We start from the raw sequence: 18,607 nt of genomic DNA on the forward strand, positions 1-18,607 counted from the left end.
TGAAGAGGACGGTAGCACGCAAAACCTTCCTCCGGAAGCTTTTTGTCACACCGGTCTCGGACGAGGGCGGCGGGACCGGCTCGGAACACGGACGGGTGCCCGGCGGTTGGCTCGACGGGTGGCCGAGGTGCGGCCGCCGCAGACGAAAGGTGCACCCGTGACCCAGACGGTCTTCCTCGAGGTCCAGTTCCGCGACGACGTCGACCAGGACGCCATCGACGCGGCGGTCCGCGAGACCCTCGCCCAGACGGCAGGCTTCCCCGGCAACGAGTCGCTCGAGGTGCTGGTCGACGACGCCGACCAGCACCGTGCCGTGGTGCTCGAGCGGTGGACGACGGCCGGCGACCACGACGCGTACGTCGCCTGGCGTGCGACCCCCGAGGGCGCGGCGAACGCCCTCGCCGCGGTGCTCGCCGGCCCGCCCGTCACCCGGACGTTCGGCCGCACGCTCGACCTCGACTGACGCGCGCCCACGGGTCCGTCGCACCGCCCGGGAACGGGTACCGTCGTCGGGGGCCTGCCTGCGCCCCTCGCCGAGCGATCGAGCGACCGAGAGACCTGGGAGACCCACCGTGCGCCGAGCGGCTCGATGGACCGCCGACCGACCCCTGCTCGGACTCGCGGTCCTGATCGGCGTGCTCCTGCCGGTGACGGTCGCTGCGCTGAGCGGCAACCTCGCGATCCCCCACAACGACGGCTGGGCGTACAGCCGGATCGCCGAGACCTTCGGCAGGACCGGTCGCGTCGAGCTCGTCGGCTGGAACCGATCGACCCTCCTCGGCCAGGTCGTGCCGCTCGGACCCCTCGCCCGGTCGATCGTCGCGCAGCAGCTGTTCATCGCGGTCTGCTCGCTCGTCTTCCTGACGAGCGTGCACGAGCTCCTGCTCCCTCGTCTCGGTGCGGCCCGTGCCGGGGTCGCGACGATCGTCGTCGCGCTCTGGCCCGGGTACGCCCTGCTCAGCACGTCGTTCATGGGCGACATCCCCGCCCTCGCGCTCGCCGGCGTCACGGTGCTCGTCGGCACGCGGGCACTCGAACGCGACTCGCCCTGGCTGTTCGTCGTCGCGATGCTGATCGGCCTGTGGGGGTGCACCGTGCGCCTGCAGGCGATCGCAGCACCGGCGGCCGTCGCCCTCGCGTTCCTCCTCGCGACCAGACGGAGCGCTCCCCGACGCGTGGTGCGAACGCGGCCCGTCCTCGTCCTGGGCGTCGCGGTGGGCCTGACGGCCGTGTTCGCCCTCTACCTGGTCTGGTTCAGCCACCTGCCGAACAGCGATCCGGCCGAGTTCGGCCTGCGGCGGCACGCACTGGTCGAGACCGCCTCGCAGGCCGCCCGCGGGTACTTCGAGCTCGCCCTCGTGGGCGCGCCGGCCGCACTCCTGTTCGCTCGTCCCTGGCAGTGGCGCTGGCGGGGCGCGACCGCGATCGTCGTCGTCGTCGGCGTCGGCCTGTGGTCCCTGCACCGGAACGGCGCCGGGCGCTTCTTCCTGCCGAACTACCTGTCCAGCGGTGGGGCGTACGCCGACGCGGTGCCGCCCGGTCGCGTCGTGTTCGCGCCCGAGGTCTGGCAGGTCGTGGCCGTCGTGTCCATCGTCGCGGGCGCACTGCTCGCCGCGTGCTGGGCCGAGCGCACCCGGACCCCCCTCCGCCTGCCGGTCCTGACGTCGTACACCGTGTTCGCCGTCGTCGGGACGCTCCTCGTCTTCGCCACCCCCCAGCAGTCCTACGGCCGGTACCTGATCGCGGTGCTGCCCTTCGTCCTCGCCGGCTGCCTCCTCCCCGGCGCGCGACGCCGTGCCGAGGCCGGGGACCGCGCGGTCCGGTCACCCCGACGGCTCCCGCGACGGCTCCCCCGCGCGCTGACGACGCTGACCGCGGCCTGCCTGACCGTGGTCGTCGGGACCCTGTCCGCCGGCATCACCCTGAACGCGTTCTCCTACGACATCGCCCGCTGGCGAGCCGGGGAGCGCGCGGTCGCAGCCGGGTTCCCGGCGTCGCGGGTGGACGCCGGCTTCGAGTGGGTCGGGATGCACGCGGCCGGTGGCGTCGTCAACCGCAACGCCTTCGAGCCGGGCTGGGGCTTCGAGGCCAAGTTCTCCGACACCCCGGCCTGCGTCGTCGTGACCGACGCGACACCGCGACAGATGCAGCGGTACCGCCCGGGCAACCGCTGGACCGTGCGCGAACACGTGCCGTACGCGACCTGGCTCGTCGCCGGGCAGCGGCAGTTCGTCGTCTACGAGACCCACGAGACCGGCTGCCCCTGACGGACGGACGGGAGGCGCGTGGCGGGCCCGCCACGCGCCTCCCGACTGCGAGCGCGTCGACCCCGCCACGGCTCGGGTTCGTGACGGGGCGGATGCTCCGGTACCGACCCTGCACCTCGCGTGGCCGTTCCGGGGCGGTCGTGTGCGCTTTCGAGTGATCGACCGCCGGTCCGTCCGCCCGGGCCGGACCGCCGGCGGGCGTCGACACGAGCGACGACCCCCGAGGAGTTCCCGGGGGCCGTCGTGTCAGGCCCGTCGGCCGCCGGCTACTGCGCCACTCCGTTCGTGTAGGTCGTCACGGTCTGCGGCTGTCCCGACACCGCCCCGGTCGCGGCGGTCCCCTCGCCGTTGATCACGTGGTCGATCGTCCCCGCGTTCGTGTTGAGGGCGACCGTCGTCAGGTCGTGCATGACGACACCCGGTCGGTCCGGCACCTCGAACGACTGCGTCGCGTGGAGGCTCGGGTCGACGTTCGTGTAGATGTAGCTGCCGAGGCCCCACGCTTCGTGGGTCCTGACCGAGTCCGCCACCTTGTACGCGGCCCAGCCGTCGACCTTCCCGTGGCGCCACGCAGCCTGGTCGGGTGCGTCGTACGGTAGCTCGTTCTGGAAGAACACGGTCCGTCCGCGCTCGCCGTTCCACACCACGTTGTACCTCTGGTAGTGCTCGACGAACAGCCCGGTTGCGGTGACGTCGTCGCCGTTCACGACGACTCCCGTGTCGGCGGTGTTCACGGTCCATCCGACGGATCCGGGGACCCCGTGGTCGGCGCGCCAGGCCCAGACGTCGTCGAGGATCGTGTGGTCCGAGTTCACCTCGAGGCTCGTCGTCGCCTTGCCGACGTGCGGGCCGCCGATACGGAAGAAGACGTCCTGCAGCGCGGTCGGGTCGGCGGCACTGGCGACGTGCGGACCGCCCTTGTCGTGGCCGCTTCCGATGCGCAGCAGGGTCGGCGAGTCCACGGTCCCGGCGTCGAAGGTGAGGCCGGCGATGTCGACCCCACGCACGTCGGCGACCGTCATCGGTACGGCGCCGTTCTGCGCCGTGAGGGTCGCCAGGCCGAGTCCGAGCACCACGGTGTCGGCCCGCTTGATCGCGATGCTCTGCGCGACGTCGTACACACCGGGGGTCATCAGCAGGTTCTTCCCCTGCGCGAGCGCGGAGTTGATCCGCGCGATCGGGTCACCCGGGTGTGCCACGAAGAAGCTGCTCATCGGCAGCGAGGTACCGGCCGTGTGCCCGTCCGCCCAACTCGTGCCGACCGAGTTCGTCCGCGCACTCGGGACGAAGACCCGGTAGGCACCCGCGGCATCGACGTACAGGTACGGCTTCTCGCGGGAGACCGGGGTCGCGGTGAGCGTCGTGTACGGCGGCACCGGGAACGACTGCGCCGGGGCGTTCAGGTCGCCGGAGAACACCTGGTTCCAGACGCCGTTCGACCAGCCGGCACCCAGGTCCGTGTTGCGGACGTAGAACTGCTGCTGGGACCCGTTGAGCGCCCCGCCCTCGAGCCGGGAGTCGGCGACGAAGCCCCCGCTGGCGTAGTTCGGGCTCTCGCAGTACGGCATGAACGTCGTGTAGTCCTTCACGTCCACCCGCCGCATCGGCGCGGCCTGGGACACCGCCCACATCTCGTTGCCGGTGTGGCAGGCGTCCGCGGTCGGCACGACCTTGATCGTGAGGTTCGACACCGACCGCCAGAAGGTGTCGAGCGAGCCGCTGCCGTTGCGACCCGTCGCGGTGACGCCGCCGTTGATCGTGACACCAGATGGGTCCTGCCCGAGGCCGTCGACCTCGGTGTTGTACCCGACGCGGACGTCGAGCGGGTCGGACGCCGAACCGTAGACGCCGGGCCGGAACAGCAGCGCGTACCGGCCGGTGCCCATCTCGTCGTCGACCTGCCGGTCGTGGACGGCGTCGACCTTCGCCTGGATGTCGGCCTGGGGCATGTCGGGCGAGAAGACGAGGACGTTCGGACCGAGGTCGGTGGGCGGCGGCATGAGCGGTGCCGCGACGGCGAGCTGCGCCGGGCCGACGACGCCGAGTGCCGCGGCGCCGACGACCGCGACGATGCCGAGCGCGCGACCCGCCGTGCGGGTCCTCCCGGCTGACGAGTTGATGGATGAGGACACGCTGACCTGCTTCCTTGCAGACACGTGGCCGCTCGCGCGGAGGGAGGACGTCGCTGTCCTCGGGGCGCTCGTCGACGGCCGCCGGTGGTGGGTGGCAGCAGCGTAGCGCGGCGGCGGCCCGGTACGACCGGTCCGGTACGTATCGCGCAGTCAGGACCCGGTACCCGACGGACGGGAGGCGCGTGGCGGCCCCGCCCCGCGCCTCCCGTCCGCCGTCCGCTCACCCGGCGGGCGCGACCAGTTCCTGCTGCCCCGGTGCACGACCGACGGCGAACGCCGTCGACGCACCACGCACGTCCGCCCGGTACTCCCCCCGGAACCCCCGCACCGACACCCGGCCCCGCTCGTCCGTGCGCAGCACGGTCGGCGCCGTCCACCACTCGTCCTTCACCAACCGCCGCAGCGCCTCGTAGGACGGCTTCGGCGACCCGTCCGCGCGCACCAGGCCGATCGGTGCCCCGAGCCACGCGCCCGCGTCGGTGATCCCCCAGTACGTGACCGACTCGACCGCCGGGTGCCCGACCAGGCTCCGGTAGTGCCGCTCGACCTCGTCGGCCTGCCGGGCCTCACCCTCGGGCGTCGACGGCCACGAGGGGACCTGGTGGTCGTTGAGGTCCACGATGTGCGCGGGCATGAGGTCACCCGACACGAGCGACGTCTCGGTCAGGTGCAGCGGCAACCCGTAGCGGGCGAACCGGTCGACCATCGCGAGCATCGTCTCCTCGCCCCAGTACCCCTGGTGCATGTGGGTCTGCAGCCCGATGGCGTCGATCTGCACGCCGGCCTCGAGCACGCCCTCGATCAGGCACTCGTACGCGCTCGACAGGTCGAAGTCGTTGAGCAGCAGGGTCGCGTGCGGGTTGGTCGCGCGCGCCTCCTCGAAGGCCATCCGGATCGTCGGGATGCGCCCCTTCGCCCGGGCGAGCGGGGTGATCGCGTTGTCGCCGTTGTCGAACACCGGCATGATGACGACCTCGTTGATGGCGTCCCAGGTGTCGACGAGCCCCGCGAACTCGCCGACCTCGCGGCGGATGCGCTCGCGCTGCAGCCGCTCGACCTCGTCGAGGGGCAGACCGAGCAGCCAGTCCGGCTGCACGGTGTGCCAGACGAGCGGGTGCCCCTTGAGCGCGACACCGCGGTCGCGGAACCACTCGGCGGTGCGCCGGAGCCGGGCGGTGTCGGGTCGGCCGCGCTCGGGCTCGAAGCGACCCCAGTAGAACGGCAGCGTCGCGGTGGTGAAGACGTCGGTGTACAGGTCGGCGAGGTGCTCGGCGGCGGCGGCCGCGCTCCCGGTCAGTTCACCGTTCGCCAGCTCGAGGAAGTCGAAGCCGATGTTGCCGAAACCGAAGTCGTGGCGGGTCTGCTCGACGGTGACCTCGGTGTCCGCCAGCGGCGTCCCGTGGTGGTCGACGACGGTCAGGACCGTCTCGCCCGTGCGGTGTGCGACGGCCTGCTGCGGGGACCCGCCCGTGCTCGTGGTCGCTCCGGTCATGGTGCTCCTTACGACGTCATCGTCTGTCCAGGATTTGTTGTGCGGCCGAACATAGCGGGTGCTCGGCCGGTTGCCCAGCCCCGAGTGCAGATCGTCCGGCGACCGCGACCCGCACCAGCACCCGGTACCGCACCTGAACGAACCCGCGGTACCGGGCCTCCCCGTGCACGGCTCCTCCATCGACTCCGGCGGGACGCTCGCCGCATGACGACGAACGACCCCGCCCGCTGGTGGCGGCAGACCCGCGGGGAGCGTGCCACGCTCGCCGCGATCGTGGTGCTCGGCGCGGTGCTCTCGAGCTGGAACCTCGGGCGCGGCGGCGACCTGTCCTTCTACGCGGCCGCTGCGCGGTCGATGTCGGAGTCCCTGCCCGCGTTGATGTCCGGCTCGTTCGACCCGGGCGCGACCGTCACGCTCGACAAGCTCGCGGGCTTCGCGGTCCCCCAGGCGATCAGCATCCACCTGTTCGGCATGTCCACGGCCTCGCTCGCGCTGCCGCAGGTCGTCGAGGGGGCCGTCACCACCCTCGCGGTCTCGGTCGTCGTGCTCCGGTGGCTCGGCGCCCGTGCCGGCCTGGTCGCGGCCGCCCTGGCCGCCGGGACCCCGATCTTCGTGTCGATGTTCGGGCACCCGATGGAGGACGGCCTGCTCACGGCGGCCCTGGCCGTCGCCCTGGTCTGGTGGCAGCGGGCCGCGCTCACCCGGACGTGGTGGCCGCTGCTCCTGGCGGGACTGGCCGTCGGCGTCGGCTTCCAGGCGAAGATGCTGCAGGCGTGGATGGTGCTGCCCGCGCTGGTGCTCGGCACGGTCCTCGCCACCACCGGTCCCGGGCCGCGCCGGCGCCGCGCCGTCGGGCACGTCGCGGTGCTCGTCGGCGCGACGGTCGTCGCGAGCCTCGGCTGGTCGGTGGTCGTCGCGCTGCTGCCGACGGCGGACCACCCGTACGTCGACGGGTCGACCGACGACAGCGTCTTCGCGATGGTGTTCGGCTACAACGGCGTCGACCGGTTCCTGCCCGGCGCGTGGCCCGGTGCGGTCGGCGCGCTCGGGCACGCCTCGGCCCACGCCGCGGATGCGTGGCGTGCCGTCGCCGGGCACCGGCCCGGTCACTCCCTGCTGCAGCTCGTCACACCGCGCTACGCGTCGCAGGTCGGCTGGTCGTGGCCCGCGGCGCTCACCGGCATCGTCGTGGGTGCGGTCCGCTGGTGGCCGGGGCGCACCGTCCGGGAGGCCCGGGTCCCCACCGCCACGTTCCTCACCCTGGTCGTGTGGCTGGGCACCGGGTTCGTGGTGCTGTCCGCCCTCACCCTCCCGCACACCGCGTACGTCGCCGGCATCGGCGTCCAGCTCGCGGCCCTCGCGGCGCTCGGGTGGTGGAGCGCCGCCCGGCTCGTCGACGCACCCGACCGCCGGCTGCGGCTGGTGCCCGTCGCGTTGCTCGTCGTCCAGGGCGCGTGGTGGGCGTGGCTCGCGCGCGCGTCCTCGGAGCCGACGCTCCTCGCCGTCCTCGCCGTCGGTGCCACGGTGGCCGCCCTCGTCGCGCTCCTCGTGCGGTGGCGCCGGGCGGCGGGTGCGCCCTCGACGCGGGTCGCCGGCAGCCGGAGGACCGCCGCCGGCCTGCTCGTCGCCGCCGTGGTGCTGGGGCCCGCGTGCTTCTCGCTGCAGGTGCTCGACGCGTCCCGGGACGGCAGCGGGTCGGACGCCTCGGTCGGGGTCGCGCAAGGGGCGTTCGCCCGTTCCGGTGGGGCCCCGACACGGGCGCTCGCCATCGGCCGCTCGCCGGTCGGCCGCTCGCCGGTCGGCCGCGGACCGGGGCACACGGACACCACCGGCTTCTCGGTCTCCGCGCCGGACCCGTGGGGCGGACAGACGACCCTGCCCGGCGAGGACCGGGAGCTCGTCGCCGCTGCACGGCGTGACGGGGGCGGCCGGGACGGCGCACCGCTCTTCCTCACCGACTCCTGGCGGCTCGCCGCGGACGTCATCGGTGCCACCGGGGACGAGGTCCTGACGGACGGCGGGTTCTCCGGGCAGGTGCCGGTGTTCACCACGGCGCAGGTCGAGTCCCTCGTGCGGTCGGGTCGCACCCGCCTCCTGGTCGTCGCGGCCGGGACGCCTCCGACCGACCCCGTTCGCCAGGCCGCCACGGACCTCGGGTGCCGGGTGGTGCAGCGGTGGGGGTCCGCCCTGGGGCAGTCGCAGCCATGGCAGAGCAGGGGCGGGTCGGCCTCCACGCTGGAGCGCTGCTCCTGACCCCGTGGTCCCGCTCGGGCCGTCGGTTGCGGGCCGCCGTGGCTAGGGTGCAGGCATGGCCGGGACGGTGAGCGTGGCGCACGACGCCGTCCTGCTCGCCGGCGGGCGGGCGTCGCGCATGGGTGGGGCCGACAAGACGGCGCTCGTCTCGGGGGGCCTGACACTGTCGGACCACGCGGTCGCCGCGGCCGGACGGGCAGCGACGGTCGTGCTCGTCGGGCTCCGTGACGGGCGCTCGGCCCCCGACGGGGTCGTCCACGCCCGCGAGGACCCGCCCTTCGGCGGACCGGTCGCCGCGATCGCCGCGGGCCTCGCCGCCGTCGCCGACCCGGCACCGTGGACGCTCGTGCTCGCGTGCGACCTGGTCCGCCCCGAGGCCGCCGTCGCGCAGCTGCTCGGCGCGGCCGACGACGCGGGTGACGACGCCGACGGGCTCGTCGCGGTCGACGAGGGCGGGCGCCGGCAACCGCTGCTCGCCCTGTACCGCTCGGACGCGCTGCACGCGGCGGTCCGGGCGCTCGGCGACCCCGACGGTGCGGCGGTCCGGCGGCTGACCGCGGACCTCAGGATCGTCGAGGTCCCGCTGGATGCCGGACTCTGTGCGGACGTGGACGAACCGGCCGATGCCAGGCGGGTCACCGACGGGTCGGGGCTGCTTGACTGACCGCATGACCACTGACGACGTCCTCGCCGCATGGACCGCCGAGCTCGCCGAGGCGCTCGGGTTCCCCGAGGACTTCACGCTCGACCGCGACGTCGTGCTCGACCTCGCCCGCGACGCCGCGCACGGGGTCGCCCGTCCGGCCGCCCCGCTCACCACCTTCCTGGTCGGGTACGCCGCGGGCCTCCGGGGCGGGTCGAGCGCCGACGTCAGCGACGCCGCGGCGACCGCCACGCGCCTGGCCCTGGCCAGCGGCGAGGCCCCCGCATCCTCCGAGCCCTCCGCATCCCCCGAACCCTCCGGGTCCTCCGAGCCCGACGCCCGGTGACGGCGGTCCTGCTCCCCTGGGACGACGCCCGCGCCGAGGCCCACCGGCAGGGCGGTCGGCTCGCCGCGGACACCGCCGTCCGGGACCTCGGTGCCGGTCCGGTGCGGCTCGACCTGGCCGGTGCGCTCGGACGGACGCTCGTCGGCGACCTGCTCGCACCGGGCGCGGTCCCCGGGCACGACGGTGCCGCCATGGACGGCTGGGCGGTCGCCGGTGACGGCCCGTGGGTGCTCGGGGCGGCCATCGTCGCCGGTGCGGTGCCGTCGGACGAACGCCTGACGCCCGGGCACGCTCGGCCGATCACGACCGGGGCCCCCGTGCCGCCGGGCACCGACGCCGTGGTCCGCTCCGAGGACGCCGCGGTCGACCACTCAGGGTTCCTCGTCCGGCACACGCCCTCGACGCGTCGCCACGTCCGACCGGCGGGCGAGGAGGTCGCGCTCGGGCAGGTGCTCTTCGCCGGCGGCACGGTGCTCACCCCGCCGCGCGCAGCACTGGCCGCGGCCTCCGGCGTCGACGACGTGCTCGTCGCGCCCGCCCCGACCGCCCGGGTGGCGGTGCTCGGGGACGAGATCGTCGGCAGCGGCGTGCCGCGCCCGGGGCAGGTCCGCGACGTCTTCACGCACACGCTGCCCGCGGTGCTCCGCTCGTTCGGCGCCGAGCCGGTGGCCACCGAGCGGGTGTCCGACGACGCCGACCACACCGCCCGGGTCCTGGACACCGCCCGCGAGCGCCTCGTCGTGACCACCGGCGGCACGGCGGGGTCGTCGACCGACCACGTCCGCGGTGCGCTCGACCGCATCGGCGCCGAGCTCCTCGTCGACCGGGTGGACGTGCGCCCCGGACGCCCGATGCTCCTCGCCCGCCGGGGCGCCACCCTGTACCTCTGCCTGCCCGGCAACCCGATGGCCGCGATGGTCGGCCTCGTGCTGCTCGGCGGGCCGCTCGTCGCGGGGCTGCTCGGACGCCCGCTCGAGCCGACCGGGTCGGTCCGACTGGCGGTCGACGTGCCGAACGACCGTCCGGGAGGACTGGTGCTCGCGTACCGGGCGACGCCCGACGGTGCCGTGCCGGCGTCCCACCAGACGTCGGCGATGCTGCGCGGCCTGGCCGACGCGGACGGTCTGCTGGTCGTCGGGTCCGGGGGCCGCGTGGCGGGCGATGCCGTGCCTCCCGTCCGACTGCCGTGGACCTGAGGACCGGGACAGGCAGGACGGCGAGATCCGCACCGCCCTGGCGGCAGTCGGACGTGGATGGTAGACCCGGACCATGAGCCGGATCACCGCGCGGAAGCGCGTCACCCGCATCACGGTCGCGACGTCGCGCTCCGTGCGCGACGACCTGCTGGCGGTCGAGGAACCGCTCGAGATCCGCGTCGGCGGCAACTCGCTCGCGATCACCATGCGGACCCCGGGCAACGACATCGACCTCGCCGCCGGGTTCCTGGTGTCCGAGGGCGTCATCGCCCGCGGTGACGACTTCGCCGCCGCGCGGTACTGCGCCGGCGCGACCGACGAGGGCCTGAACACGTACAACGTGCTCGACGTGACGCTGGCCGCGGGCGTCCCCGCGCCGGACCCGAGCCTCGAGCGGGCCTTCTACACGACGAGCTCCTGCGGCCTGTGCGGCAAGGCGAGCATCGACGCCGTCCGGACCACCTCGCAGCACGCGGTGCAGCACGACGACCTCGTGCTCGATCCGGGCCTCCTCGCGACGTTCCCGGACCGGCTCCGCGAGGCCCAGGACGTCTTCGAGAAGACCGGCGGCCTGCACGCGGCGGCCCTGTTCGACGGCCGGACCGGGCGCATGCTCGTCCTCCGCGAGGACGTCGGGCGGCACAACGCCGTCGACAAGGTCGTGGGCTGGGCGGTGAAGGAGGGACGGCTGCCCCTCAGCGGCACCGTCCTCATGGTCTCCGGGCGGGCGAGCTTCGAGCTGACGCAGAAGGCGTCGATGGCCGGGATCCCGGTGCTCGCCGCGGTGTCCGCACCGTCGTCGCTCGCCGTCGACCTGGCGAAGGAGGTCGGCATCACGATCGTCGGCTTCCTGCGCGGCCAGAGCATGGTCGTCTACAGCCGACCGGAGCGGATCGTCGAGCCCGCCCGCACCGCAGAGCCCCAGCGAGAGACAGTGAGCGCACCGTGACCGAACAGCCTCCGAAGGACGACGTGACCGACGCCGAGATGACGGTCGGCGAGCCGAAGGAGTGGGCGGCCGGCGTCCCCGGTGTCCTGCACTCGATGACCCCGGCGATCGAGCAGCTCGGCGTCGCGCGCACCGCCAAGCTCATGCTGAACCTGAACCAGAAGGGCGGGTTCGACTGCATGAGCTGCGCCTGGCCGGACCCGGACAAGCGCAAGACCGCCGAGTTCTGCGAGAACGGCGCCAAGGCGGTCGTGTGGGAGGCCACCCCGGTGCTCGTGCCGCGGTCGTTCTGGGCGGAGCACTCGGTCGACGACCTCGCCGACAAGACCGAGTACTGGCTCGGCATGCAGGGCCGCATCACCGAGCCGGTCTGGAAGCCCGCGGGCAAGGACCACTACGAGCCGGTCAGCTGGGAGCGGGCGTTCCGGATCATCGCCGACAAGCTGAACGGGCTCGACTCCCCCGACCAGGCCTCGTTCTACACGTCCGGGCGCACCTCGAACGAGGCGGCCTTCGTCTACCAGCTGTTCGTCCGGGCCTTCGGCACGAACAACCTGCCCGACTGCTCGAACATGTGCCACGAGTCGACGAGCCTGGCGATGGCCGAGGTCGTCGGCATCGGCAAGTCGACCATCGCGTACGACGACTTCGAGGAGACCGAGCTCATCATCGTGATGGGCCAGAACCCCGGCACGAACCACCCCCGGATGCTCACCGCGCTCGAGGACGCCAAGGAGAACGGCGCCGAGATCGTCGCCGTGAACCCGCTGCCCGAGTCGAGCCTGAAGCGCTACAAGAACCCGCAGAAGGTCCGGGGCATCGTCGGCCGCGGGACCGAGATCGCCGACCAGTTCGTGCAGATCCGGCTCGGCGGCGACATGGCGCTGCTGCAGGCGCTGTCGAAGCGCGTCGTGCAGGCCGAGCTCGCCGCCCCCGGCACCGTCGTCGACCACGCCTTCATCGCCGAGCACACCAGCGGGTACGAGGCGTTCGTCGAGCACGTCCTGCAGGTGGACGACGACGAGGTCGTGCGCGCGACCGGGCTCACCCTCGAGGAGATCGACGAGCTCGCCGAGCGCTACATGCGCTCCGAGCGGACGATCATCACGTGGGCGATGGGCATCACGCAGCACACCAAGGCCGTCGACACGATCAAGGAGATCATCAACCTCCTGCTCCTCCGCGGGAACATCGGCCGTCCGGGCGCCGGCGCCTCGCCGATCCGCGGGCACAGCAACGTGCAGGGCGACCGCACGATGGGCATCTGGGAGCAGATGCCCGACTCGTTCCTCGACGCACTGGCGAAGGAGTTCCACTTCGAGCCGCCGCGCGAGCACGGGGTCGATGCGCTCAAGGGCATCAAGGCGATGCAGCGCGGCGAGATCAAGTTCTGGATGGGGATGGGCGGCAACCTCGTCGCCGCCATCTCGGACTCGAAGCTCGCCGAGGCGGCGTTCCGCGGCACCGAGATGACCGTGCAGGTGTCGACGAAGCTCAACCGCTCGCACGCCGTGGTCGGCGACGAAGCCCTGATCCTGCCCACGATGGGCCGCACCGAGATCGACGTGCAGGCCGCGGGCCCGCAGTTCGTCTCCGTCGAGGACACCGTCTGCTCCGTGCACGGCAGCCACGGCCAGGTGCCGCCGGTCGCCCCGGGCCTGCTGTCCGAGGTCGCGATCGTCTGCGAGCTGGCGAAGGCCACGCTCGGCGACCGCGTGGCCGTCGACTGGCAGGGCATGCGTGACGACTACGACGTCATCCGCGACCACATCAGCCACGTCGTCCCCGGCTTCGAGGACTACTCCCGCCGTGCCGCGAGCAAGGAGGGCTTCGTCCTGCCGAACGGTCCCCGCGACTCGCGGACCTTCGCCACGAAGACCGGCAAGGCGATGATCACCGTCAACGAGCTGGAGCACGTCGAGCGCCCCGAGGGCACCCTGCTGCTGCAGACGCTGCGCGCCCACGACCAGTACAACACCACGATCTACAGCCTGAACGACCGGTACCGGGGCATCAAGAAGGGGCGGCACGTCGTCTTCGTGAACCCGGACGACCTCACCGAGCTCGGGCTGCAGGACGGCGACCGGGTCGACGTCGCGACGGTGTGGGACGACGACGTCGAGCGGGTGCTGCGGGACTACCGCGTCGTGGCGTACCCGAGCGCCCGGGGCTGCGCGGCCGCGTACTTCCCGGAGGCGAACGTGCTCGTGCCGCTCGACAGCGCGGCGAAGGGCAGCAACACGCCGGTGTCGAAGGCGGTGCCGGTGCGGTTGACGCGGGTGGCGGTGCCCGCGGGGGTGTGAGGCGCGGGCAGGCCGGCCCGTCCGGCACGCGTCCTGCGACATGACCGCTGTCGTTCGACAGCGGACTTGTCGCATCATGCGCACGCATCCGATGCACGAGCATGGTGCGACAGAACAGCTGTCGTTCGACGAGTGCAATGTCGCAACGGGCGACGGACGGTCTGACCGTCGGACGGGAGGCGCGGTGCCAGCTGGCACCGCGCCTCCCGTCCGTTGCGGTGCCGGCCGGTCAGTCGCGCAGCGCCGGATCCACGGGTGGCTCGTACGGCATCGGGTGCTCGCCCTGCCAGATCGTGTCGACGTCGTCGAACTCCCGCGGGTAGCACTGGGTATCGAACGCCTCCACGCTCTCCGAGGCGATGCCGTACTGGTACCAGGGTCCGTCGCCGCCCGGCGTCGAGCTCCAGAGCCCGTCAGCGGAGTACGTGAGCGGGACCTCACCCATCGGGTGCCCCGCCTGCGCCATGCACGCCTGCAGTCGGTTGAACGCCGTCGTGTACTCCTGCAGCGTGACGACCCCGTCGGCGGTCTCGGCGGCCTGCTGCGGGGACGGCTCGGCGATCGTCGCCCGCTGCACCCACGACACCCAGACGGCGTAGTGCGCCGGCCCGGAGCCCGACAGCGTGACCGTGCTGTTGCCGGAGCCATCCACGGGGGTCATGCTCCACGACGTGCGGTCGACGTCCTCGGTCGAGGGCAGGCACGGGTCGCCGACATCCACGCGCGTCCCGTCGACCGCCACCCTGAGGTCCGCCCGGTCCAGGCACGTCCACGACACCGTGATCGCGTCGGCACCGCGCGGTCGGTCATCCAGCGTGATGGTCCGGTCGCCGTGCGTGACGAGGAAGGTCGGGGTCCCGAGCACCGTCGCGTGGTTGCTCTCCTCCACCTGGTAGCGCGCGGATGTCGCCAGCTGGCTCTCGACGGCGGCGTCCGGGTCTGCTCCGGGGAGCGCGGCCGCGGTCAAGCCGCCGGTGAGCCCGCCACCGACCACGAACGCCGCGAGGACGGCCAGCACCGTGGCCCGGGTCGGGCGTCGGCGCCGGACCGGAGTGGTGCCGGCAGCGCCGGTCCGGTCGACCTCGGCGACGAGCGCATCGCGCATCGCGGTCAGGCGTGGGGAGAAGTCGTCGTTCACAGTGCGCCTCCGAGGGGTTCCGCTGTGGCTGTGTACCGCTGGTGGAGCCGGGCCTTCGCCCGGTGGAGTCGGGACTTCACCGTCCCGGGCCGCACGCCGAGGACGGCGGCTGCCTCGCGTTCGCCGAGCCCCTCGAGCACACAGAGCGTCAGGACGCGCTGGTCGTCGAGCGAGAGCCGACCCATCGCGGCGACCGCGCCGCCGTCGGAGAACTGCTCTGCGGGGTCCGGCGCCGGTTCGGGCATGGGGAACCGGCCGAGGAAGGCACGGTGCCGACGAGTCGACCGGGTGACGTTGTGCGCCGTGTTCGTCGCCGTCACGAGGAGCCACGGCAGCAGGGAGTCGTCGACGAAACGGACGGTGTCCCGGCGGCGCCACGCCTCGAGGAACGTCATCGCGACGACGTCGTCCGCGTCGGCGACCGCCGAGGTCGGAACGAGGCCGACCGCGTGCCGCCGGAGCCTCGCGGCATGCCGGTCGAAGACCCTGCCGAAGGCCTGCCCGTCGCCCGCGAGGCTCAGGGCCCAGTCGGCCCGGTCCCCCGTGATCTGGTTCATGTCAGGTGGTGTCCGCAGACTGCCGACGGGTTCCCGGTCCGGCGTGTCGGACCGTCACCGGGCAGACGGGTCAGCCCCTGCCGTCGCTCCCGTGCTGTTCCGTGATCCGCTCCCCGGTCTGCGGGTCCCACCCGATCGTCCGCGGTTCGACCCGGCGCGGCCGACGCTCGGCCTTCGGGAACCACGGGCGGGCCGAGGGCAGGTAGGTCAGGACCGCGGCGACGCCGAGGGCGAGCGGCTCGATCATCGTCCAGCTGGGCTCCGCGAAGAAGACGGCGATCACCAGGTTGAGCACCGCGAAGGCGCTGACCAGCGCGAGCCAGAACCGGGCGGTCCCGGAGCCACGCGCCGTGCGCAGCGCGCCCCACGCGAGCAGCGCGCAGAAGCCGATCCCGAGCACCGCGCCGACCAGCCCGGCCGGCAGGATTGCGGGGTCCTCGCGGTCGAGCCGGACGATCCCGACGACGACGAGCACGGCCCGCACGGCGAGCACCGTCCACCAGATCGCGACCGCGACGGTCACGACCGTCGGCCGCCCCGCTCCACGCTGCTCCGACACGTCGTCCATGCTGCCCCCTCCGCCGGTCCCGGGGACGGCCCGGGTCACCTCTGCACCGCGAAGCTACCGGACCCGACGCGCTTCGACCCCGCACCCGACACGGAGACCGCGTGCTTCCCGACCGCCGTCGACGCCGAGACCGTCCAGGCGAGGGACACCCGACCACGACCGTCCGACGTCACACGACCGGCGACGCCCTGGTCGACCCGGAACAGCACGGACTCGCCGGCGCGGAAGCCCGAGGCGCTGAAGGTCACCCGCTTCCCGCGCTGCACGGTCGCTGCACTCGTCCCCACGGTGGTCGGGGCCGCGGTGGCCTCGGCGCAGGCGTCACCGGCCGTGCCCACGGGGACGGCCGAGGCGACGGTGCGACCACGGTCGTCACGGACGCCGTCGTCCTCGCGGACGGTCAGCGTGCCGACCCCGTCGCCGAGCACGGCGCCGCCCTGGGTGTTGCTCACGGTCATCGGGTAGCCGGTCGTCGGCGCGGTGGACGGGCGACGGTCGCCGAGCAGCGGCACGCTCACCGCCCTGCAGACCTCCCCCGGTCGGAACACCACGGGCTGCATGGTCGGGGTGAGGTGCTCGTCGTACACCTCGGACAGGTCGAAGTACGCGGTCGTGGTCTGCTGCGCGGGGCGCGAGAGCACGACGGCGGCGCGGACGGTGCCCCGGCCGGAACCCTCATCGACGGTGCGGTCGGCGATCCGGACCGTCGGACGGTCGACCACGGCGGGGTGCCCGACGGACGACGCCGGGAGCACCGACAGGTCGCTGAGCAACACGCCGCCGTTGCCCGCGGGGACGTCGACCGTGACCTCGCGCACCGCGGTCAGGTCGACGCCGGTGAAGGCGGTGAGCGGGACCTGCGCCTGCTGGAGCAAGGTCTTCCGCGGGGCGTTCCGTGACCCGGGCAGCCGCTGCCCGGAACGGCTGACGTCGGCGAGCCGCTGCGACGCGACGTGCCCGGCGGCGTCCCGCACGCGCAGCGTGACGTCGGCGTTCGTGCGCGATCCGTCGTCCGGTGCGATCCGGACGGACAGTGCCGAGAACCCGGACAGGTCGCCGCGGTCGGCGGGCACCGCGACGTGCACCTGGCCGCCGGTCGGGGTCCGGGTCGGGACGACGTGCAGCGAGGGGGTGGCGGGTACGGCCGGTGCGAGCCAGGCCGGCGTGAAGTCGGGTGCGTTCGACGACGACGCGACACAGGCGGGCAGTGCCGGCTTCGCCTGCACGTCCGTGGCGCTGGCGCACGTCGTCGCGGTGACCTGGCCGGTCGTCGTGACCGCCCGGTCAGCGGCGGCGAACAGCGCGAGGTCGCGGCGGCTCGCGCCGGGCAGCGACGCGCTGACCCGGAGGTCGGCCGACCCGAGTGCTGCCGGCTGCCGTCCGCTGCCGTCGAAGTACGGCAGGAACTGCTGCTCGCCGCCGAGCGTCAGTCGGAAGAACCCGCTGACCAGGCTCGTGCCGACGGCGGACTGCGCATCGGCGGACAGACGGGTGCTGGTCGACGACGACGTCCCGCACACCGGGTCGGTGTCGTCCCACCAGTCGTCCGACGAGGCCAGCGGGTACTTCCCCGGCGTCCACGTGGTGTTGAAGAAGTTGTGGTTCGCGCCCATCACGAGGATCGACGAACGGAGTACGTCGTCCCCGAACGCGGTACGGGAGTCGTCGAAGAAGTGCTGGCCCTGCAGGTCGGACACGTCACCGTCGCAGTACGGCAGGACGACGGCGGTGTCCGTGTCGGGCAGGGTCGTCCGCCCGAAGTCCGTCGGCGCGAGGGGCATCACGGCCCTGATGCCGAACGGCTGCGCGCGCTGCTCGTTGAGCAGGGCGGCGCGGACGACGCCGTCGCCACCGCGCGAGTGCCCCATGAGTCCGACGTCGCCGAGGTCGAGCCTGCCGACGAGCAGCGGTGACAGGCGCGGCTCGTGGCCGGCGTCCGCACGGCGGAGCAGGTCGAGGTGGTCGAGCACGAGCTGCCCGCGGGCGAGAGCTCCGCCGTCGTCGGCGTACGTGCCGTCGAGCGCGTTGATCGCGTTCGCGGAGACCGAGACGACGACGTAGCCGTTGCTCGCCAGCGCGGTCGCGGCGGCGTCGTAGCCGCGGTAGCTCGGGATCTCGGTCTGCCGACGGCCGCACGGCCACCCGGCGTTGCTCGGGGTCCCGCCCACGCAGGCCTCGTGCCGGCCGTGCAGGAACACGACCACCGGACGCTTCCCCGGGGCGTCCTCCGGCAGGAACACCGCGGCGCGCATCTCGCCTTTGCGGTTGCCCCCGAAGCCGCGCAGGGTCTCCACCTGGTCGCCGAGGTCGTAGTCGGCGCGCGCCACCGTGTACGGGCCGGCCGCTGCGGGATCCGCGTCGCTCGGCGCAGGAGCGTCGGACGGCGCAGGGGTCCCGGACGGCGCGGCCTGCGGGGCGTTCGGTGTGCCCGACGGCGCGGACGGGTCGACGTCGCTCGTCCACGCGAGCGACACGTCGTCGGCCCGGGCCACCGCGGGGTCGGTGGTGGTCACGGTCACCCGTCGTTGGTCGAGGCTCGTCCGGCCGACGCCCACGTCGTGTCCGTCGACCAGGAGCACGGGCGCCGCGGCCCGGATCGGCAGCGGTGCGTCGAGGTTGAGCGTGACGTCGTAGCCGCCTGCGGAGGGGGTCACGCTCCAGTCGTCGCCCTCCGCCACGGGGGCGACCACCGCCGCGACCGCGGGGGCGGCATGGGCGGGCGCGGCGAGCACGCACGTCAGGACGGCGGTCACCGCGAGGACA

The 18,607-nt window shown here is 73.5% G+C and carries 14 protein-coding genes; 8 read left to right on the forward strand and 6 right to left on the reverse strand.

Annotated features, from left to right (window positions below):
- Positions 1-157 precede the first annotated feature (157 nt).
- Both AB0N84_RS12995 and AB0N84_RS13000 read left to right on the forward strand, forming a co-directional pair.
- A complete protein-coding gene (locus tag AB0N84_RS12995) occupies positions 158-463 on the forward strand; it encodes an antibiotic biosynthesis monooxygenase (RefSeq protein WP_289459819.1) in 306 nt (101 codons plus the stop codon).
- A gap of 109 nt (positions 464-572) precedes the next feature.
- Positions 573-2,267 (forward strand): hypothetical protein, encoded by a 1,695-nt coding sequence (locus tag AB0N84_RS13000; RefSeq protein WP_363546940.1) that lies wholly within the window; start codon positions 573-575, stop codon positions 2,265-2,267.
- Positions 2,268-2,533: 266 nt separating this feature from the next.
- On the opposite strand, the gene AB0N84_RS13005 is transcribed toward AB0N84_RS13000, so the two are convergent.
- Both AB0N84_RS13005 and AB0N84_RS13010 read right to left on the reverse strand, forming a co-directional pair.
- Positions 2,534-4,399, reverse strand: coding sequence for an adenylyl cyclase (locus AB0N84_RS13005; RefSeq protein ID WP_363546943.1), 1,866 nt, complete (start codon positions 4,397-4,399; stop codon positions 2,534-2,536).
- A 220-nt stretch (positions 4,400-4,619) separates the two neighbouring features.
- Positions 4,620-5,891 (reverse strand): endo-1,4-beta-xylanase, encoded by a 1,272-nt coding sequence (locus AB0N84_RS13010; RefSeq protein ID WP_363546946.1) that lies wholly within the window; start codon positions 5,889-5,891, stop codon positions 4,620-4,622.
- A 204-nt stretch (positions 5,892-6,095) separates the two neighbouring features.
- Between AB0N84_RS13010 and AB0N84_RS13015 the strand changes: the two genes are divergently transcribed.
- The 6 genes from AB0N84_RS13015 (at position 6,096) to AB0N84_RS13040 (ending at position 13,581) form a co-directional block, all read left to right on the forward strand.
- Complete coding sequence (locus AB0N84_RS13015) at positions 6,096-8,144, forward strand: glycosyltransferase family 39 protein (protein ID WP_363546949.1); 2,049 nt, start codon at positions 6,096-6,098, stop codon at positions 8,142-8,144.
- Between the two features lie 55 nt (positions 8,145-8,199).
- A complete protein-coding gene (locus AB0N84_RS13020; protein ID WP_259346110.1) occupies positions 8,200-8,808 on the forward strand; it encodes an NTP transferase domain-containing protein in 609 nt (202 codons plus the stop codon).
- A 4-nt stretch (positions 8,809-8,812) separates the two neighbouring features.
- Complete coding sequence (locus AB0N84_RS13025) at positions 8,813-9,133, forward strand: DUF6457 domain-containing protein (protein ID WP_363546952.1); 321 nt, start codon at positions 8,813-8,815, stop codon at positions 9,131-9,133.
- Entirely contained in the window at positions 9,130-10,329 is a 1,200-nt protein-coding gene (locus AB0N84_RS13030; RefSeq protein ID WP_363546955.1) for a molybdopterin molybdotransferase MoeA, read from the forward strand. The genes AB0N84_RS13025 and AB0N84_RS13030 overlap by 4 nt, the downstream gene beginning before the upstream one ends.
- 73 nt (positions 10,330-10,402) lie before the next feature.
- The gene (gene fdhD, locus AB0N84_RS13035; protein WP_363546958.1) at positions 10,403-11,278 is read left to right on the forward strand and encodes a formate dehydrogenase accessory sulfurtransferase FdhD; all 876 of its coding nucleotides are present in this window, start codon (positions 10,403-10,405) and stop codon (positions 11,276-11,278) included.
- Between the two features lie 38 nt (positions 11,279-11,316).
- Positions 11,317-13,581 (forward strand): FdhF/YdeP family oxidoreductase, encoded by a 2,265-nt coding sequence (locus AB0N84_RS13040; protein ID WP_363547002.1) that lies wholly within the window; start codon positions 11,317-11,319, stop codon positions 13,579-13,581.
- A gap of 229 nt (positions 13,582-13,810) precedes the next feature.
- Here the strand turns inward: AB0N84_RS13040 and AB0N84_RS13045 are convergent, their stop codons facing one another.
- The 4 genes from AB0N84_RS13045 to AB0N84_RS13060 form a co-directional block, all read right to left on the reverse strand.
- On the reverse strand, positions 13,811-14,719 hold the full coding sequence (locus tag AB0N84_RS13045; protein WP_363546961.1) for a hypothetical protein: 909 nt from the start codon (positions 14,717-14,719) through the stop codon (positions 13,811-13,813).
- Entirely contained in the window at positions 14,716-15,276 is a 561-nt protein-coding gene (locus tag AB0N84_RS13050) for an RNA polymerase sigma factor (protein ID WP_069712936.1), read from the reverse strand. The genes AB0N84_RS13045 and AB0N84_RS13050 overlap by 4 nt, the downstream gene beginning before the upstream one ends.
- Before the next feature lie 70 nt (positions 15,277-15,346).
- Entirely contained in the window at positions 15,347-15,844 is a 498-nt protein-coding gene (locus AB0N84_RS13055; RefSeq protein ID WP_363546964.1) for a hypothetical protein, read from the reverse strand.
- 35 nt (positions 15,845-15,879) lie between these two features.
- On the reverse strand, positions 15,880-18,597 hold the full coding sequence (locus AB0N84_RS13060) for a hypothetical protein (protein WP_363546967.1): 2,718 nt from the start codon (positions 18,595-18,597) through the stop codon (positions 15,880-15,882).
- Between the last annotated feature and the right edge of the window lie 10 nt (positions 18,598-18,607).

The sequence above is a fragment of the Curtobacterium sp. NPDC089185 genome (assembly GCF_040685235.1).
GTDB lineage: Bacteria > Actinomycetota > Actinomycetes > Actinomycetales > Microbacteriaceae > Curtobacterium > Curtobacterium citri.

Coding starts and splice junctions, on each gene's coding strand:
- AB0N84_RS13020 (WP_259346110.1), top strand. CDS start 8,200: ATGGCCGGGACGGTGAGCGTGGCGCACGACGCCGTCCTGCTCGCCGGC.
- AB0N84_RS13040 (WP_363547002.1), top strand. CDS start 11,317: ATGACGGTCGGCGAGCCGAAGGAGTGGGCGGCCGGCGTCCCCGGTGTC.
- AB0N84_RS13015 (WP_363546949.1), top strand. CDS start 6,096: ATGACGACGAACGACCCCGCCCGCTGGTGGCGGCAGACCCGCGGGGAG.
- AB0N84_RS13025 (WP_363546952.1), top strand. CDS start 8,813: ATGACCACTGACGACGTCCTCGCCGCATGGACCGCCGAGCTCGCCGAG.
- AB0N84_RS13010 (WP_363546946.1), bottom strand. CDS start 5,891: ATGACCGGAGCGACCACGAGCACGGGCGGGTCCCCGCAGCAGGCCGTC.
- AB0N84_RS13055 (WP_363546964.1), bottom strand. CDS start 15,844: ATGGACGACGTGTCGGAGCAGCGTGGAGCGGGGCGGCCGACGGTCGTG.
- AB0N84_RS13050 (WP_069712936.1), bottom strand. CDS start 15,276: ATGAACCAGATCACGGGGGACCGGGCCGACTGGGCCCTGAGCCTCGCG.
- fdhD (WP_363546958.1), top strand. CDS start 10,403: ATGAGCCGGATCACCGCGCGGAAGCGCGTCACCCGCATCACGGTCGCG.